We start from the raw sequence: 15667 nt of genomic DNA, 5'->3' as shown, positions 1-15667 counted from the left end.
ACCGCCCCGAACAAGACAATCGTTTTCACCCACCTCCGCGCAGTTCGGCGCATGAAGGTGCGCATCGCCGCAGGAGCGAGCGAGGAGGAGGCACAGGCCATCGCCGCCGCCCTCGCCCGACACGCCGTCGAGGAGGTCGAGGTGTACGTCGGCGAGGCCGACGAACCCGCAGTCATCCACGACGCCCAGCGCGTCGGGGACGCCGTCCCGAACGACGACATCGGCCCGACCGAGCGCGAGATAGCGCTGCTGGAGGAGATAGCCGCCATCGAACAGGGCGGCCACGAGAAGTACAAAGAGCGCCTGTCGGACCAGGGCAAGATGTTCGTCCGCGACCGGATGGACCTCTGGTTCGGCGAGGACGGCCTACTGTTCGAGGACGGCAAGTTCGCGGAGTTCGACGCCGAGGACCGACTTCCGGCAGACGGCCTCATCACGGGCGCAGCGGAGTTCGAGGGCCGCGACGTCCACTTCATGGCCAACGACTTCACCGTCAAGGCCGGGTCGATGGCCGCGAAGGGCGTCGAGAAGTTCCTCCGGATGCAACAGCGCGCGCTCAAGACCGGGAAACCGGTGCTGTACCTGATGGACTCCTCGGGGGGCCGTATCGACCAGCAGACCGGCTTCTTCGCCAACCGCGAGGGTATCGGGAAGTACTACTACAACCACTCGATGCTCTCGGGGCGCGTCCCGCAGATATGCGTCCTCTACGGGCCGTGCATCGCCGGTGCGGCGTACACGCCGGTGTTCGCGGACTTCACCGTCATGGTCGAGGGCATGAGCGCGATGGCAATCGCTTCCCCCCGGATGGTGAAGATGGTGACCGGCGAGGAGATATCGATGGAGGACCTCGGTGGCCCGCAGGTCCACGCGCGCCACTCCGGGAGCGCGGACCTCGTCGCCCGCGACGAGGAACACGCCCGCGAACTCGTCGCACAGCTCGTCGGCTACCTCCCGAACAACGCCGACGAGAAACCGCCACAGACCGAGGGCGTCGCGCCCGCAGCCTCTCCCGCGGGCATTGACCGCGTCATCCCCACCGAGCCGAACAAGGGCTACGACATGCACGACCTCATCGAACGGGTCGTCGACGCCGGCTCCGTGCTCGAACTCCAGCCCAACTACGGCGGGGAGATCGTCACCGCGTTCGCCCGCATCGACGGGCGACCCGTCGGTATCGTCGCCAACCAGCCCGCACAGCGCGCCGGGGCCATCTTCCCCGACGCCGCGGAGAAGGCCGCCGAGTTCATCTGGAAGTGCGACGCGTTCGACGTGCCCCTGCTCTACCTCTGTGACACGCCCGGCTTCATGGCCGGCTCCGACGTCGAGAAGGAGGGTATTCTCGAACAGGGCAAGAAGATGATCTACGCAACCTCCTCGGCGACCGTCCCCAAGCAGTCGGTCGTCCTCCGGAAGGCGTACGGCGCGGGCATCTACGCGATGAGCGGCCCCGCCTACGACCCCGAGAGCGTCATCGGCCTGCCCGCGGGTGAGATCGGTATCATGGGTCCCGAAGCCGCCATCAACGCGGTGTACGCCAACAAGCTCAACGCCATCGACGACCCCGAGGAGCGCGCCGAGCGCGAGGCCGAACTCCGCGAGGAGTACCGTGAGGACATCGACATCCACCGCATGGCCAGCGAGGTCGTCGTCGACGAGATCGTCCCGCCCGCGTCGCTGCGCGAGGAGCTCGTCAACCGCTTCGCGTTCTACGAGACCGTCGAGAAGGACCTGCCGAGCAAGAAACACGGCACCGTCCTCTAGCACCGCCTCACTCGTTCTTCACGGCTCACGCAACGCCTCCACCAGTACCGCCCACGCCAGGCCAGCCAGCCCGACGTCCCGCGCCAGAACGTCGCCGAACCGCCCCGACAGCACCCAGACGACCGCGAGATACGCGACGGTGGGGTCAGCGACACCGCCGCGACGAGGCTGGCGAAGGCGACGTACCGGTCGGCGAGCAGTGCGAGACCGAATCCGACCTCCAGCACGCCGTTCACCAGCATGAACTCGACCGGTGTGAGGACGAGCCACGGCGCGAGCCAGTCGACGACGTAGACGGCCCACACCCACGGAGCCAACAGTTTGTGGACGCCGGCGAGGAGTATCATCGCGCCGAGCGCGGCTCGTGTGAGCGTGGCGGTCGGCGGTGCCCGCGTGGCGAGTCGCCGACTTCGGGTTCGGACCGCCTCGAACGCATCCATAGCACGTGCTAGGCGTGTCGTACCCATAGCCCTACAGGGTCGGAGTCGCCCGAAACCGAGCGCAGTGGCCGTTTCCGCCCCGCCGACGAGTCACGCAGTCGACGGGGTGAGTTATCCACCCACTTGCCACCCGGTACGGCCTGATTTCCCCGCGTAAGCCACTGATAACAATGGACGGGGACGGTGTGGGAGGAGACAAGCCCGACCGGGCCGCTCGACTCATGTCACTCCAGACCGACCCACCAACACGAACGCAGACCGGGACGCTCCAGTTCGCCGCCCGCCACGAGCGAGCACTCTGGGCGTTCGCCATCGCCGCACTCGTCGCCGACGTCGCGCTGACCGCCTACGGTCTCGAACAGGGGGCAGTCGAACTCAACCCCGTCGCTGCGTGGGCCATCGAGGAGTTCTACATCGTCGGCATGACCGCGCTGAAACTCGGTGGCGTCGCCGTCGCGCTGCTCGGACGAAAGCTCATCCCCGACGAGTTCGGCGCGCTCGTCCCCCTCGCGCTCGGCGTCCCGTGGGCGCTCGCGGCCGGTCTCAACGTCCTCACTATCGCCTCGCTCTAGGGACACCACCGTTTTACTCGTCGGGTGGCGCTTCGCGCCACCACTCCTCGCAAAACCCTCTCCCAGCAAGCGCGCGGGACGTAGTCCCGCTTGCAGCCGGCGGCACCGCCGCCGGCGACGTTCACGAGAACTGTACTCTCGTGAGCCAGTCAGAACCGTAGATCTCGGCGACGACGCTTCTGGGAGCCTGTGAGACGCTTCACGTCTCACAATGGGACGAAAAAGGCCGACGGTCGGATTCGCCTCACTGTCGGTGAACCGCGCTCGCTTCGCTCGCGCGGACGCTTTTTCCCTCTGTTCTGCTCGGTTATGCCTCGACGTTCTCGCGCTTCAGCGACAGCGCCGTCCGGTCGAACGCACAGACCAGCACCTCCTCGCCGTCGTCGTCCTCGCGGTTGACGGCGAACGCCTCGACGTGCATCGTGACGACGCCGCGCTCGCCGTCGCTCGTCTCGCGCTTGTCGGTGACCGTCGACTGCGCGCGGACGGTGTCGCCGTGGAAGACGGGTGCCGGGTGGGACACGTCGTCGTACGAGAGGTTAGCGACGATGGTGCCGTCGGTGGTGTCGGGGATGGTGAGCCCGACGGCCAGCGACATCGTGTAGAGACCGTTGACGAGACGACGGCCGAACTGCGTCTCGGCGGCGAACTCCTCGTCGAGGTGCAACGGCTGCTGGTTCATCGTCATGTCACAGAACGTCTGGTTGTCGCTCTCGCTGACGGTGCGGCGCTTCTCGTGTTCGATGGTCTCGCCGACGGTGAACTCCTCGTAGTAACGGCCGGTCATGGCCGTGGCTCATCGGTGCGAGGCAAAGGTCTGTCGGGTCTGGTCGACCGCGAGGGGCGACCTCACGCGGGAATCCACGTCGCGACGGCCGCATCGGTCGTGTTCGAGTCGGCCGGACAGCGCACGACCCCCTCCTCGGTGCCGTCGGCCGGCACGTGCTCGAAGGTAACGTCCGGGGCGGGGTCGTCGCAGGCGACCTCGACGGTCGCCGATGCGAGGCCGCTCCCCTGCTGGTTCCGGAGTTCGACGGTGACGAGAACCTCGCCCGAGTCGGTCGTCTCCGTGGCGAGGACGCGGACGGTCGGGTCGGCCGCCATCGGAGTGGAGACGGTCTGGTAGAGGACGAACGCGAACAGCGCGACGGTGAACGCGACGCTGAGGACGCTGAGTGCGGTCTCCAGCGGGGAGACGTCGTCGCTCATCCCAGCACCACCCGTGCGCCGCTGGCCCCGACGGTCGCCGGGAACGCGAGGACGACGGTCTGCTGGACGACGACCGAGAGCGAGACCCCCTCCACGAGGTCGAACGCGGCGAGCAACGCCAGCGAGACGGTCACCGAGACGGCGTAGACCACGCCGGTGTGCCCGACCTGTTCGGCCACCGTCTCCCGGCGCCGACCGCGCTGGCCCCTGAACTCCAGTTCGTAGAGGACCAGGTAGGTGAACGCCAGGCTGGCGACGAGGAGACCGGTCAGCCGTCCCCACCCGGCGAGACTCGCGACGACCTGGACCTCTTCGGTCGGCGCGACGGGGAGTGCGAGGAACGACGCGCCGAGCCCGTAGAGCGCGAGGCGCTGACCGAGCGGTGGCATACCGCCGTCGTCGTCGTCGTCGTCCGTCTGCTCGTCGTCCGCGGCCCGCAGTACCTCGTTCGCGAGCGCCGACCCGAACGCCAGTGGGACGGTGAGCACCAGCCCCAGTCGGGCGACGACGGTCGGTGGAGTGGCGGGCTCGACGAGGCCGAACAGCACGAGGACGAGCAACCCGGTGAGAAAGCCCTGCAGGAGGAGTTCGGTGAAGTCGGTGACGAGTCGCACGGCCGACCGGTCGTCGCTGTCGCCGTCGTCGGTCTCTCTGAACCCGGCCCGGCGCGTCACGAGCAACACCAGCGTCAGCCCGACGGAAACGACGACGAGCAGTCGCCACGACGGCGTCTGCCAGCTGTACCACCACACCTCCACCGTGTAGAGCATCGGCACCCCCACGACCAGCAGCGCACCGCAGACGCCACGACCCTGGTCGCGAAGCACCCGTCCAGCAGTCATGTCATACTAACACATTGTCTGGAGCTTAACCGTGTCCCCGGGAGGTGACGGGCCTCGAACCGAGACGGCCGCCCAGAACGGGCCCCGCTCACCCGTGGTCACACCTATGGACCAGCCCTCGCGAGAACCGTCCTCTCGATGACGACACGATTCACCGACGAGGACGAGGACGAGCGCGTCGTGGACGTCCAGGACGACGTGGTCGGACGGGTCGTCGAGGTGGCCGGCGGCACCGCACACGTCGACTCGGACCCGGGGGTGACCGACACGCTCCGGTCGAAACTGGGTTCGGTGAGCGCCGACGGCGACACGTTCACCATCGACGAGTCGTTGGTCGAGGCCATCACCGACGACGTGGTTCGCATCCACCGCACCGTCTGAGCCGCCTGACGCGGGGACAGTCGGCGGGCCGGTGACGGGGTGGCCGCCGACCCGTCGAGCGACCGCTCAGTCCGTCCCCCCGAGTCGCTCGACGAGCGCGTCGAGGTGCGCCCAGCCGACGACTGCGACACAGAGGTCGCCGTCCACGTCGCGAAGCCGCTCGGTCATCCGACGCTCACGGGCGGTCGTCACCACCCCGACCGCCAGCGGGCGCTCGGTGACGCTCCGGAGCAGCGAACATCGCGAGACGTGCTCGGCCTCGTGTTCGGCGTGCTCGGCCGCCGTCGACCCGACGTCGTCGTACTCGGCCTGCTCGTCGGCGGTCGAGAGGTCGCCGAGTCCGCTCGCCGCGAGACGCTGCCGACCGATTCGGCGGGCGATGCCGACGGTCCGTCTCGCCACCGACCGCACCGTCTCGGTCGAGTGGCGCTCGGCGAGCAGGTCGTGGCCCACCGTGTGGAGAAAGCGGGCGTCCAGCGGGTCGATACCGACGACCGCCGCATCGGGCGAGGCGTCGATGGCCGCGCTCATCTCCCCGCCCGGCGGGGTCTCACCGTCGGCGGCGTGTCCGCGCTGCGCGGCCAGTCGCCGGTAGCACGAGACGGAGGCGGGGGGCAGTTCGAGCGCGAGCGTGTCGGGCGTGGTCGCCTGCAGAACGGCCCGTACCCGGGCGACGCTGGCCGGGTGGTCGTGGACGACGCCGACGAGCAGGAGGTCGGCGCTCTCGTCGCGTTCGACGAACGCACACCGGGACTCGTCGACGCGCGGGTCGTCGTGGGCGGCGACGGCGTCGAGTGGCGTGCTTGGAGTCGAGGACCGTACCGACGTGGCGACAGTGTAGCGGCGGGACATGTGTGACAACTCGTGTCACGTCTTCGTTCGGGGGACGAGGCGTCGCTTCGGCGGCTACGATGGTTCCGCGGGAGCGAGCGGTCGGCTACAGACATAGGGGTTTGAAGCCAACGAGCGTCGAGCGAGAACCATGGCTCGACGGAGTGTGCTGTTCTCGCCCGGCGACAAGCCGGCCCTGATGCGCAAAGCCCCCGGCACGGACGCGGACGTCGTCGTCTTCGACCTCGAAGACGCCGTCGCTCCCGGAGAGAAGACGGCGGGTCGCGAGGCCGTCCGCGAGGTGCTGACCGACCCCGAGTTCGACCCCGACTGCGAGGTGTGCGTCCGCGTCTCGACTCACGAGACCGGCGCGGACCTCGACGCGGTGGTCGGTGACGACGCGCGACTCGACGCGGTGATGCTCCCGAAGGCGGAGACCGCCGCCGACGTGGAGACGCTGGCGGCGCTGCTCGAGGAGCGTGACGCCGACGTGCCGGTGTTCGCGCTCTGTGAGACGGCCGCGGGCGTCCTCCACGCGGAGGCCATCGCGAGCGCCGAGGCGACCACGGCCGTCGCCTTCGGCGCGGAGGACCTCTCGGCGGACATCGGTGCGAACCGAACCACCGAGGGGACCGAGGTGCTGTACGCTCGCGAACACGTCGTGCTGGCGGCGAGCGCGGCCGGTGTGGACGCCATCGACACCGTGTTCACCGACATCGAGGACACCGACCGCCTCGCCGAGGAGACCCACTTCGCCCGCGACCTTGGCTACGACGGGAAGATGGCCATCCACCCCGCGCAGGTGCCGGTGATGAACGAGGGGTTCTCCCCGAGCGACGAGCAGGTCGCGTGGGCACGCCGCGTGCTCGCCGCCCGCGACGACCACGAGGGTGCGGGTGTGTTCCGCGTCGACGGGGAGATGATCGACGCACCGTTGCTCGCTCGCGCCGAGAACGTCCTCGACAGAGCGACCCCCGACCAGGACGGCGACCAGCGGTAGCAGCCTCCTACTCCACCGAATTGCGGGATAAGCGGCGTCTTAACTCCGACATACTTAACCGGTGCGTCACCGACTCGCAGGGTATGTCAGACGAGGCCAACCCGTTCGAGAGTCTGCAGGAGCAGGTCGACGACGCGGCCGAGTTCCTCGACGTCGAAGCGGACCTCCTGGAACGGCTCAAACACCCCGAGCGAATCCTCGAGACCAACCTCACCGTCGAGATGGACGACGGGTCGCTGGAGGTGTTCAAGGCGTTCCGGTCGCAGTTCAACGGCGACCGCGGCCCCTACAAGGGCGGCATCCGGTACCACCCGGGCGTCAGCCGCGACGAGGTGAAGGCGCTGTCGGGGTGGATGGTGTACAAGACGGCCGTCGTCGACGTCCCCTACGGCGGCGGGAAGGGCGGCATCGTCGTCGACCCGCGGGAGTACTCCGACGCCGAGATGGAGCGTCTCACTCGCGCGTTCGCGAAGGAACTGCGCCCCATCATCGGTCCGAACCAGGACATCCCGGCCCCGGACGTCAACACCGGCCAGCGTGAGATGAACTGGATCAAGGACACCTACGAGACACTGGAGAACACGACCGCGCCGGGCGTCATCACCGGGAAGGCACCCGACTCCGGTGGGTCGGCCGGTCGCGTCGAAGCGACGGGTCGGTCGACGATGCTCACCGCACGCGAGGCGTTCCGCTACCTCGGCAAGGACATCGAGGGCGCGACCGTCGCCGTTCAGGGCTACGGTAACGCCGGGTCCATCGCCGCCCGCCTCATCGAAGAGGAACTCGGCGGCACCGTCGTCGCCGCCAGCGACTCCTCGGGAGCCATCTACAACCCCGACGGGTTCGACGCCGCGGCCGCGAAGGACTACAAGGACGAGACGGGCAGCGTCACCGGGTTCGACGAGGCCGAGGAGGAACTCACCAACGAGGAACTCCTGACCCTCGACGTCGACCTGCTCATCCCCGCGGCGCTGGAGAACGCCATCGACGCCGACCTCGCCGAGGAAGTACAGGCAGACGTCGTCGTCGAGGCCGCCAACGGCCCCATCACGCCCGACGCCGACGACATCCTCACCGAGCGCGACGTGGAGGTGTTCCCGGACATCCTCGCGAACGCGGGTGGTGTGACGGTGTCGTACTTCGAGTGGGTCCAGAACCGCCAGCGGTTCTACTGGACCGAACAGCGCGTCAACGACGAACTCGAACGCGTCGTCACCGAGGCGTTCGACGCGCTCACCGACGCCTACGAGGAGAAGGGCACGCCGAACTTCCGCACCGCCGCCTACGTCGTCGCCATCGAGCGCGTCGTCAAAGCCTACCAGCAGGGCGGTACCTGGCCGTAACCGCACGGCCACGGCGAGTTCACCACACGCAGTTCTCGACGAGTCCGTCCTCACCGAGAGAGGCGGCGCTCTGCGCCCGGACAACGCAACTGCAAAGACCCGCCCCCCGGACCCTCGCGTATGAAAGCGACCGCACGTGCCCACCCGATTCAGGGGCTCGTGAAGTACCACGGGATGCGCGACGCCGACCTGCGCCTGCCGTACCACGACTCCATCAGCGTCTGCACCGCCCCCTCGAACACCACCACCACCGTCGAGTTCGACGAGTCGCTGGACGAGGACGTGGTCGTCATCGACGGCGAGGAGGTCGACGGCCGGGGCCGCGAGCGCGTCGACCACGTCGTGAACCACGTCCGCGAGCTGGCGGGCATCGACACCCGCGTGCGCTTCGAGAGCGAGTCGTCGTTCCCCACGAACATCGGCTTCGGGTCGTCTTCCTCGGGGTTCGCCGCCGCCGCCGTCGCGCTCTGTGCGGCCGCGGGCCTCGACATGAGCCACGAGGAGATGTCGACGGTCGCTCGGCGTGGGTCGTCCTCGGCGGCCCGCGCCGTCACGGGGGGCGTCTCCGTGCTCTACGACGGGTTGAACGACGAGGACTGCTACGCCGAGCGCATCCCGACGGACCTCGACGACGAACTGCGCATCGTCGCGTGTGAGGTGCCGGCGTTCAAACACACCGAGCAGGCCCACGCCGAGGCCGAGGACAGCCACATGTTCGAAGCGCGACTCGCACACATCCACGGCCAGATCGCGGAGATGCGCGACGCGCTCCACCGCGCGGACTTCGACGACGCCTTCGAACTCGCCGAGCACGACTCGCTGTCGCTCGCGGCGACGACGATGACCGGTCCCGCAGGCTGGGTGTACTGGCAACCCGAGACGCTCGAAATCTTCAACTCGGTCCGCGAGATGCGCGAGGACGGCGTTCCCGTCTACTTCTCGACGGACACGGGCGCGTCGGTGTACGTCAACACCACCGAGGAGTTCGTCGAGCGCGTCGAGTCCGAACTCTCCGAACTCGTCCCCACGCGCGTCTGGGAGGTCGGCGGTCCCGCACACGTGCTCGACGAGGACGAAGCGCTGTTCTGAGTCGGACGGAAAACTTATTCTCGGCTGTTACGTTCCCGACATAATGCCCTCCATCAGTCGTCGCCGGATGCTGGCCGCGAGCGCCGGCAGTCTCGCCACACTCGCGGGCTGTTCGGCGCTCGGCGACGGTGACGACCCGGACGAACCCGAACCGTATCGAGTCGGCGAAGTGGCGGTGTTCAACGACGACGAGGAGTCTCACGACGTGGACCTCCTGATTCGCCGTGACGACGAGGTGGTCCACTGGCAGACGTACGAGTTAGCCCCGAAAGACGGCGAAGGAGGGACGAACTGGGCGACCGTTCCGGCAACGGAGTTCGACGGCTGTACGCCCGGAATCTACCAACTCGCCGTCCGAGTCGACGGTGATGAGCGACGAGTCTTCTCGTCGGTGTCGAAACCGAGCGCAGACGGTAAGATGCGAATTCTTCGAATCTACGGCGACGGTGAGTTCCGGTTCCTCGCAGGAGACGAACACCAGTACTGTTCGTCACCGACGACGACCGAGTGACCGACGGCGTCGCTCGAAACGCTCACTGCTCGCTCGACACGCTGATGTTTCGCATCTCGCCGCCGCAGTTCCGACACGCGACCGGTTGGTGCTCCGCCTCGACGCGCTCGCCACAGTCCATACACTCGTAGGTGTACGGTGGCTCTCGCACCTCGGAGTGGCTGTCGTGCGTCATGGTCGAGATGAATCGGTGCGGAAGCACTAACCTGTCCCTTGCGTGGCGACGAAAATCGTCGCTACCGTCGCGAGGGAAGTCAGCCCTGGACGTTCCCGCACGTCCGGCAGGTCATCTCGAAGCGCCCGTCCTTCATCGCGAGGTCGTGGCCCGTCTCCTCGCCGCACTCGGGGCAGTGGACGATGGACTCGATGTCGTCCCAGTCGTGCATCGCGCCGGGGGCACCGAGCGCGAGGCCGACGACCTCCTCGTCGCCCATGTTGACGCCCTGCTGGAACTCGCCCGGTTCGAACCGGATGGCCTCGTCGGGGCCGACCTCGAGGTGTTCGGTGTCGTCGTCGACCGCCTCGCGGACCTGGAACGTCGCGGTCCCCTCCTGGATGTAGAACACCTCCTCCTGGTCGTGGTGGGTGTGCATCCCGCCCGAGAACGACTCGCCAGCGCCCAACTCGAAGTAGTTCATCGCGAACTCCTCGGTGCCGAGCACCTTCGAGACGGGTTTGCGGACCTCGTGGACCTTCAACGGGTTCGGTTCGTTGCGGACGTCCTCCAGCGCGACCTTCTTCATTACGTCCCACGCGAGGGAGCGACACGACAAAAAGCCCGCCGGGACTCGCGGTCGAGCGAGTCCCCACCCGCGTTCACTCCGGGAGCGCCACCGGCCCGGTCGTCTCGACGCGGTCGCCGGCGAGCGTGAACCCCCCGAGGGTCGCTCGTTCGACGTCGCCCCCCGAGACCGCCAGCGCCGGCAGTTCGCCGAACACCGTCGGGAGTCCCGACCGAACCGACTCGGCTTCGTCCTCGGGGACGAGCACCTCGACACGTTCGAGACGGGCGTCCTCACGGGGGCCGATCGACCGGGCCACGTCGCTATCGGCGCGGTGGACCTCGACACGGAACGTCCACGGCGTCATCACGAACGGGCGACGACCGTCGGGGTCGCGGACGCTCCACCCGGTCGCCTCGACGCGTACGACGACGTCGTCGAACGCGTTCGTGACGACTCCGAGGTGGTCGAAGCGCCGGCGCTGACCGGGGGCGAGCGTCACGTCCACCGCGCCGACGCGGTGGCTCTGGAGGCGGAGTCGCCAGCCGTCGGGGGCGTCCTCTCCGGGAGCGAGCGCGACGCTCTCACCGTCGAGGATACCGAACCGCTGGCGAAGCGGAACGCCGAGCGAGTCGAGCCACGACTCGAGTGCGGCGACGTCGGGCGTGTTGACGTGCAGGTGGAACAGGCGGGCCGGTGAGTCGCTGGAGGGCTTCACGCGTCCACCGAGACGGAGCACCGCGAAAACCGTGTCGGGAGTCGGGGCCGCGAGGGGGAGATGCGGCCTCAGTTCAGCGCGCCGTCGATGGCCCGTTCGAGGTCGGCACGCAGGTCCTCGACGCTCTCCAGGCCGACGCTCACTCGAATCAAGCCGTCGGTGAGACCGGCCGCCTCGCGTTCGGCCTTGGGGACCGCGGCGTGGGTCATCGGCGCGGGCTGTTCGATGAGGCTCTCGACGCCGCCGAGGGACTCGGCGAGGGTGAACACCTCGGTCGAACTGACGAGTTCGGAAGCCTCCTCCAGCGTGCCGTCGAGTTCGAACGAGAGCATCCCACCGAAGTCGTCCATCTGGCGGGCGGCGACGTCGTGCTGTGGGTGGCTGTCGAGACCGGGGTAGAACACCTCGCTCACGTCTGGGTGGTCGTCGAGCCACGCGGCGAGGTCGCGGGCGTTCTCGCAGTGGCGGTCCATCCGCACCGGGAGCGTCTTCGTCCCGCGCAGGACGAGGAAGCAGCCGAACGGGTCGGGCGTCGCGCCCACGGAGTTCTGGTAGAACGCGATGCGTTCGTCGAGGTCCTCGTCGTCGGTGACGAGCGCACCGCCGACGACGTCGGAGTGGCCGCCGAGGTACTTCGTCAGCGAGTGGCTGACGACGTCCGCGCCGTGTTCGAGCGGGCGCTGGAGGTACGGCGTGGCGAACGTGTTGTCGACCGCACACAGCGCGTCGCCCTCGTGGGCGACGTCTGCGACGGCCTGGACGTCGACGACCTGCATCAGCGGGTTCGTCGGCGTCTCCGCCCAGACCAGTTCGGTCTCGGGACGCATCGCCGACTCGACGGCGTCGAGGTCGGTCATATCGACGAACGAGAACTCGACGTCGTACTGGTCGTACACCTGCGTGAACAGGCGGTGGGTGCCGCCGTAGACGTCGTCACCCGTGACGACGTGGTCGCCCGCTTCGAGCAGGTTCATCACGGTGTTGATGGCTCCCATCCCCGAGGAGAACGCCCGACCGTACGCGCCGCCTTCGAGCGCCGCGAGGTTCGCCTCCAGCGCGGTCCGTGTCGGGTTGCCCGTCCGGGAGTACTCGTAGCCGCGGTGGTCGCCGGGGCCGTCCTGTACGTACGTCGAGGTGGCGTAGATGGGCGTCATCACCGCGCCCGTCCGTGGGTCCGGTTCCTGGCCGGCGTGGATGGCCTGTGTCTCGAAGGCGAACGCCTCGTCGTCGGGTGCGTCCTGGTCGTCCATACTCGGGGTCGGCGGGCCGCCGCCGTGATTCTTACCGTTCGTCGTCGGTCGCCGCCCGACCGGACCGTCGGTACGACGGGGTGTCAGGGCGCGCGTCGACCAGCGGCACCGACTCCCCGCCGACCGACCCGACCGCCCACACCAGCCCCGCACCGGCGACGACCAACCCACCCGCGACCCCGAACGCGACGAGGTAGCCGAACGTCGCTACCCACCCACCGAGCACGCCACCCACCCCACCCGCGACCGCACCGAGCGCGGTGTACACGCCGAGCACCTCGCCGCGGACGCCGGGGGCGGCGAGGCCCGTGACGATGGCCGTCCCCACGACGGCGATGACCGCCCACGTCACCCCGACGGCGGCGAGCACCAACGCGACCGTCCCGAGACCGAGCGCCGCACCGCCGAGGCCGACGACCAGCGCGACGAGCGGGAACAACAGGCCACGCGCTGTGAGCGCACCCGTCTGGAGGATACGCACGTCGAAGCGCGCCACCAGTCGGCCGGCCACCTCGTACAACACCGCGGACGCGAGACTGGAGACCAGATACAGCCCGAACACCGCCGCGGAGCCGAACTCTGCCTCGGTCAGGAACAGCGGCAGCGGTGCCCAGAAGGCGGCGAAACCGGTGAAGAAGAGCGTCGCGGCGACGAAGTACGTCGCGAGCGGGCCGTCGAGGCGACCGCGGAGGCGACCGAGACAGAGTCCGCTGGTCGCCCAGTACAGTCGGTTCGGCGAGAACGCGAACGCCGCTCCACGCACGCCGCGACGGGAGCGAGCGAGCAGGCGTGCGACCCGTCTGACCCGCCGGTCGTCGGTGACGTGGGCCTCGGGGTCGGGTGCCGGAAGCGTCCGCGTCGCACCGAGGACGCTGCCCGTGGCACACGCCGCGAGCACCCAGAACAGCGTTCGGGTCACGGCCGCGTCCGGGAGGAAGAGGCCGCCGACGAACGGCCAGACCGTTCCGAGGACGAGACCGCCCGCCCAGCCGTAGCCCTGGAACTTGTTCATCCGGCCGATGCGTTCGCCCCAGGCCGACTCGGGGGCGGCGTCGACGACCAGCATCGTCAGGACCGGGGCGACACCCCCGACGACGAGCCACAGCGCCGCGTTGGCGACGACGACCGCGGCGACGCCGTCGAGCGTGGGAATCGCGCCCAGTGCGAGCGCGACGGTTCCCAGCGTGAGGAGGACGAGCGTCCGCCGGTGTGAGACGTGGTTGGCGAACCGGCCGAAGGCGATGGCACCCGGTGCGCCGACGACGGCGGCGCTCGCCGCGAGGAGACCGAGGTCGACGGGCGTCGCACCCAGTTCGACGAGGTACAGCGGAACGAGCAACGACGCCCCGCCGAACGCGACCGACCCGAGCGCCCAGGCGTAGAGCCAGCGTTCTGTCACTGCCCGAGCGTGACGAGCAGCGGGAGGAAGCTCTGTCGGTCTCCGGAGGCCGTCGGGCCGACCGGACCGCCGACAGCGGGGGGGACGGCGTTCGCGTTTAGCCGAGAAGGCCCACTGTTAACTCCCCTTTGTCAAGACATCACAAGCGGGGAGACGAGCATGCACGAACGACCCGACACCGACACTCACGAGAATCGCCACGGTGACACCGACGACGAACGGGGAGACCGACCGGGGACACCGCTCACCGACGAGCGGCGACGGTTCCTCCTCCGCGACCTCACCGCTCACTACCACCCGGTGCCGACGTACGACCTCGCGGACCGACTCCGCGCGTTCGAACACACCGCAGATAGACCGATCAGCTTCGACGAGGTCCACCGACAGCTCGTCGAGGAGCACCTCCCGCGACTCGAAGCGGCGGGACTGGTCGAGACGGCCGGCGAGCGGGGCCGGTACGTCCCGACCGACGAGACGCTCGACACGGAGCTGACCGTCCGGCACCTCGAAGCGACCGACGAGTCGTAGGCCGAGTGGGTCGCCACCCGCTCGGGGCGCTGGCCCTCAGCCCGACCACTCCTCGAACGAGTCGTAGATACCCTTCGAGAGGTATCGCTCGGAGGAGTCGGGGAACACCGTGACGACCGAGTCGTAGGGCGCGTCGACCGTACCGTCGCGGATTCGCTCGGCGACCCGCAGGGCGGCGACGCTCGCCGCACCCGCGGAGGAGGCGACGAGGTGGCCCTCCTCGCGGGCGAGCCGCTTGAGTTCGTCCTGCGCGGCACGGTCGGGAACCGTGACGAGGTCGTCGACGAGGTCCGGGTCGAACAGTTCGTTCGTCGCGATGTCGCCAGTGCCGATGCCTTCGGTCTTGTACTCGCCGTGTGCGTCCTCGTCCTCGCCTTCGAAGAACCGGTGGTAGACACTACCCTCCGGCTGGACGGCGACGACGTGGGTGCTGGGGTGGTTCTCGCGGAAGTAGCGCGCGAGACCCATGAGCGTGCCCGCGGTGCCACAGCCGGCGACGACGGCTCCGACCTCGCCGTCGAGCGCCTCGTCGATCTCGGGAGCGGTCGTCGCGTAGTGGGCCTCGGCGTTCAGCGGGTTGGCGAACTGTTGTGGGACGACGCCGTCGCGCTCGTCGGCGATCTCGTCGGCGCGCTGGATGGCCCCCTGCATCCCGTCTTCGGTCGGCGTGTTGACGACCTCCGCGCCGAGCGCGCGCATCAACTGCTGTTTCTCCTGGCTGAACCGCTCGGGGACGACGAACACCGCCTCGACGTCGAGTTGGCCCGCCGCGAGCGCGAACCCGATGCCGGTGTTGCCGGCAGTCGGTTCGACGACGGTGTCACCCGGTTCGAGCGTCCCGTCGTCGAGCATCGATTCGAGCATGTAGACGCCGATGCGGTCCTTGATGCTCGCACCGGGGTTGAACGACTCCAGTTTGGCGTAGACGGGCACGTCGTCGGGCGCGGCGTGGACGCCGACCAACGGGGTCTCGCCGACGGTCTCCAGCACCGACGACAGCGGCTCGCGGTGGGTGGTCATCTAGGCAAATGTTGCACGGATACCGGTAATAAGCGGGGCGGTTCGGCG

General features: G+C 68.7%; 17 protein-coding genes and 2 pseudogenes. 8 read left to right on the top strand and 11 right to left on the bottom strand.

Annotation, left to right across the window (positions count from 1 at the left end; translation table 11 throughout):
- Positions 1 to 51: 51 nt before the first annotated feature.
- Positions 52 to 1764 carry an acyl-CoA carboxylase subunit beta gene (locus tag M1L36_RS02375; protein WP_250872112.1) on the top strand — a complete coding sequence of 571 codons (1713 nt, stop codon included), beginning with the start codon at positions 52 to 54 and terminating at the stop codon, positions 1762 to 1764.
- Positions 1765 to 1782: 18 nt separating this feature from the next.
- Here M1L36_RS02375 and M1L36_RS02370 read toward each other — a convergent pair.
- Positions 1783 to 2204, bottom strand: a pseudogene (locus tag M1L36_RS02370) (DoxX family membrane protein).
- A 185-nt stretch (positions 2205 to 2389) separates the two neighbouring features.
- Between M1L36_RS02370 and M1L36_RS02365 the strand changes: the two are divergent.
- A complete protein-coding gene (locus M1L36_RS02365; protein ID WP_250872110.1) occupies positions 2390 to 2776 on the top strand; it encodes a DUF5658 family protein in 387 nt (128 codons plus the stop codon).
- Positions 2777 to 3083: 307 nt separating this feature from the next.
- On the opposite strand, the gene M1L36_RS02360 is transcribed toward M1L36_RS02365, so the two are convergent.
- The 3 genes from M1L36_RS02360 to M1L36_RS02350 all read right to left on the bottom strand — a co-directional run bounded on the left by M1L36_RS02360 (position 3084) and on the right by M1L36_RS02350 (position 4827).
- Positions 3084 to 3563, bottom strand: coding sequence for a MaoC family dehydratase (locus tag M1L36_RS02360; RefSeq protein ID WP_250872109.1), 480 nt, complete (start codon positions 3561 to 3563; stop codon positions 3084 to 3086).
- Between the two features lie 62 nt (positions 3564 to 3625).
- Positions 3626 to 3985 carry a hypothetical protein gene (locus M1L36_RS02355; protein ID WP_250872108.1) on the bottom strand — a complete coding sequence of 120 codons (360 nt, stop codon included), beginning with the start codon at positions 3983 to 3985 and terminating at the stop codon, positions 3626 to 3628.
- On the bottom strand, positions 3982 to 4827 hold the full coding sequence (locus M1L36_RS02350; RefSeq protein ID WP_250872107.1) for a DUF2391 family protein: 846 nt from the start codon (positions 4825 to 4827) through the stop codon (positions 3982 to 3984). The genes M1L36_RS02355 and M1L36_RS02350 overlap by 4 nt, the downstream gene beginning before the upstream one ends.
- A 138-nt stretch (positions 4828 to 4965) precedes the next feature.
- Between M1L36_RS02350 and M1L36_RS02345 the strand changes: the two genes are divergently transcribed.
- Positions 4966 to 5208, top strand: a complete 243-nt coding sequence (locus M1L36_RS02345; protein WP_250872106.1) for a DUF8593 domain-containing protein — start codon at positions 4966 to 4968, stop codon at positions 5206 to 5208.
- A gap of 66 nt (positions 5209 to 5274) precedes the next feature.
- Here the strand turns inward: M1L36_RS02345 and M1L36_RS02340 are convergent, their stop codons facing one another.
- On the bottom strand, positions 5275 to 6060 hold the full coding sequence (locus tag M1L36_RS02340) for a TraB/GumN family protein (protein WP_250872105.1): 786 nt from the start codon (positions 6058 to 6060) through the stop codon (positions 5275 to 5277).
- 130 nt (positions 6061 to 6190) lie between these two features.
- Here M1L36_RS02340 and M1L36_RS02335 point away from each other — a divergent pair, with 130 nt between their 5' ends.
- The 4 genes from M1L36_RS02335 (at position 6191) to M1L36_RS02320 (ending at position 9982) form a co-directional block, all read left to right on the top strand.
- Positions 6191 to 7039, top strand: coding sequence for an HpcH/HpaI aldolase/citrate lyase family protein (locus M1L36_RS02335; protein ID WP_250872104.1), 849 nt, complete (start codon positions 6191 to 6193; stop codon positions 7037 to 7039).
- An 83-nt stretch (positions 7040 to 7122) separates the two neighbouring features.
- Positions 7123 to 8382 carry a Glu/Leu/Phe/Val family dehydrogenase gene (locus M1L36_RS02330; RefSeq protein ID WP_250872103.1) on the top strand — a complete coding sequence of 420 codons (1260 nt, stop codon included), beginning with the start codon at positions 7123 to 7125 and terminating at the stop codon, positions 8380 to 8382.
- Positions 8383 to 8502: 120 nt separating this feature from the next.
- The gene (gene mvaD, locus M1L36_RS02325) at positions 8503 to 9471 is read left to right on the top strand and encodes a phosphomevalonate decarboxylase MvaD (RefSeq protein ID WP_250872102.1); all 969 of its coding nucleotides are present in this window, start codon (positions 8503 to 8505) and stop codon (positions 9469 to 9471) included.
- Between the two features lie 43 nt (positions 9472 to 9514).
- Positions 9515 to 9982, top strand: a complete 468-nt coding sequence (locus tag M1L36_RS02320) for a hypothetical protein (protein ID WP_250872101.1) — start codon at positions 9515 to 9517, stop codon at positions 9980 to 9982.
- Positions 9983 to 10004: 22 nt separating this feature from the next.
- On the opposite strand, the gene M1L36_RS02315 is transcribed toward M1L36_RS02320, so the two are convergent.
- The 5 genes and pseudogenes from M1L36_RS02315 to M1L36_RS02295 form a co-directional block, all read right to left on the bottom strand.
- Positions 10005 to 10157 (bottom strand): rubrerythrin-like domain-containing protein, encoded by a 153-nt coding sequence (locus tag M1L36_RS02315; RefSeq protein ID WP_250872100.1) that lies wholly within the window; start codon positions 10155 to 10157, stop codon positions 10005 to 10007.
- A gap of 79 nt (positions 10158 to 10236) precedes the next feature.
- Positions 10237 to 10725 carry a cupin domain-containing protein gene (locus M1L36_RS02310; RefSeq protein ID WP_250872099.1) on the bottom strand — a complete coding sequence of 163 codons (489 nt, stop codon included), beginning with the start codon at positions 10723 to 10725 and terminating at the stop codon, positions 10237 to 10239.
- 73 nt (positions 10726 to 10798) lie between these two features.
- Positions 10799 to 11422 (bottom strand): hypothetical protein, encoded by a 624-nt coding sequence (locus M1L36_RS02305; RefSeq protein ID WP_250872098.1) that lies wholly within the window; start codon positions 11420 to 11422, stop codon positions 10799 to 10801.
- A 68-nt stretch (positions 11423 to 11490) separates the two neighbouring features.
- Positions 11491 to 12672, bottom strand: a complete 1182-nt coding sequence (locus M1L36_RS02300) for a cystathionine gamma-synthase (RefSeq protein WP_250872097.1) — start codon at positions 12670 to 12672, stop codon at positions 11491 to 11493.
- A 31-nt stretch (positions 12673 to 12703) separates the two neighbouring features.
- A pseudogene (locus tag M1L36_RS02295) lies at positions 12704 to 14098 on the bottom strand (MFS transporter); the annotation flags it as partial.
- 132 nt (positions 14099 to 14230) lie between these two features.
- Between M1L36_RS02295 and M1L36_RS02290 the strand changes: the two are divergent.
- The gene (locus M1L36_RS02290; RefSeq protein ID WP_250872095.1) at positions 14231 to 14599 is read left to right on the top strand and encodes a DUF7344 domain-containing protein; all 369 of its coding nucleotides are present in this window, start codon (positions 14231 to 14233) and stop codon (positions 14597 to 14599) included.
- Between the two features lie 36 nt (positions 14600 to 14635).
- Here the strand turns inward: M1L36_RS02290 and M1L36_RS02285 are convergent, their stop codons facing one another.
- Entirely contained in the window at positions 14636 to 15619 is a 984-nt protein-coding gene (locus M1L36_RS02285; RefSeq protein ID WP_250872094.1) for a PLP-dependent cysteine synthase family protein, read from the bottom strand.
- Positions 15620 to 15667: the final 48 nt, after the last annotated feature.

Source organism: Halomarina rubra (assembly GCF_023699475.1).
Lineage (GTDB): Archaea > Halobacteriota > Halobacteria > Halobacteriales > Haloarculaceae > Halomarina > Halomarina rubra.
Note: the sequence above shows the minus strand (reverse complement) of the source record. Positions and strands in the feature narration are given on the sequence as shown.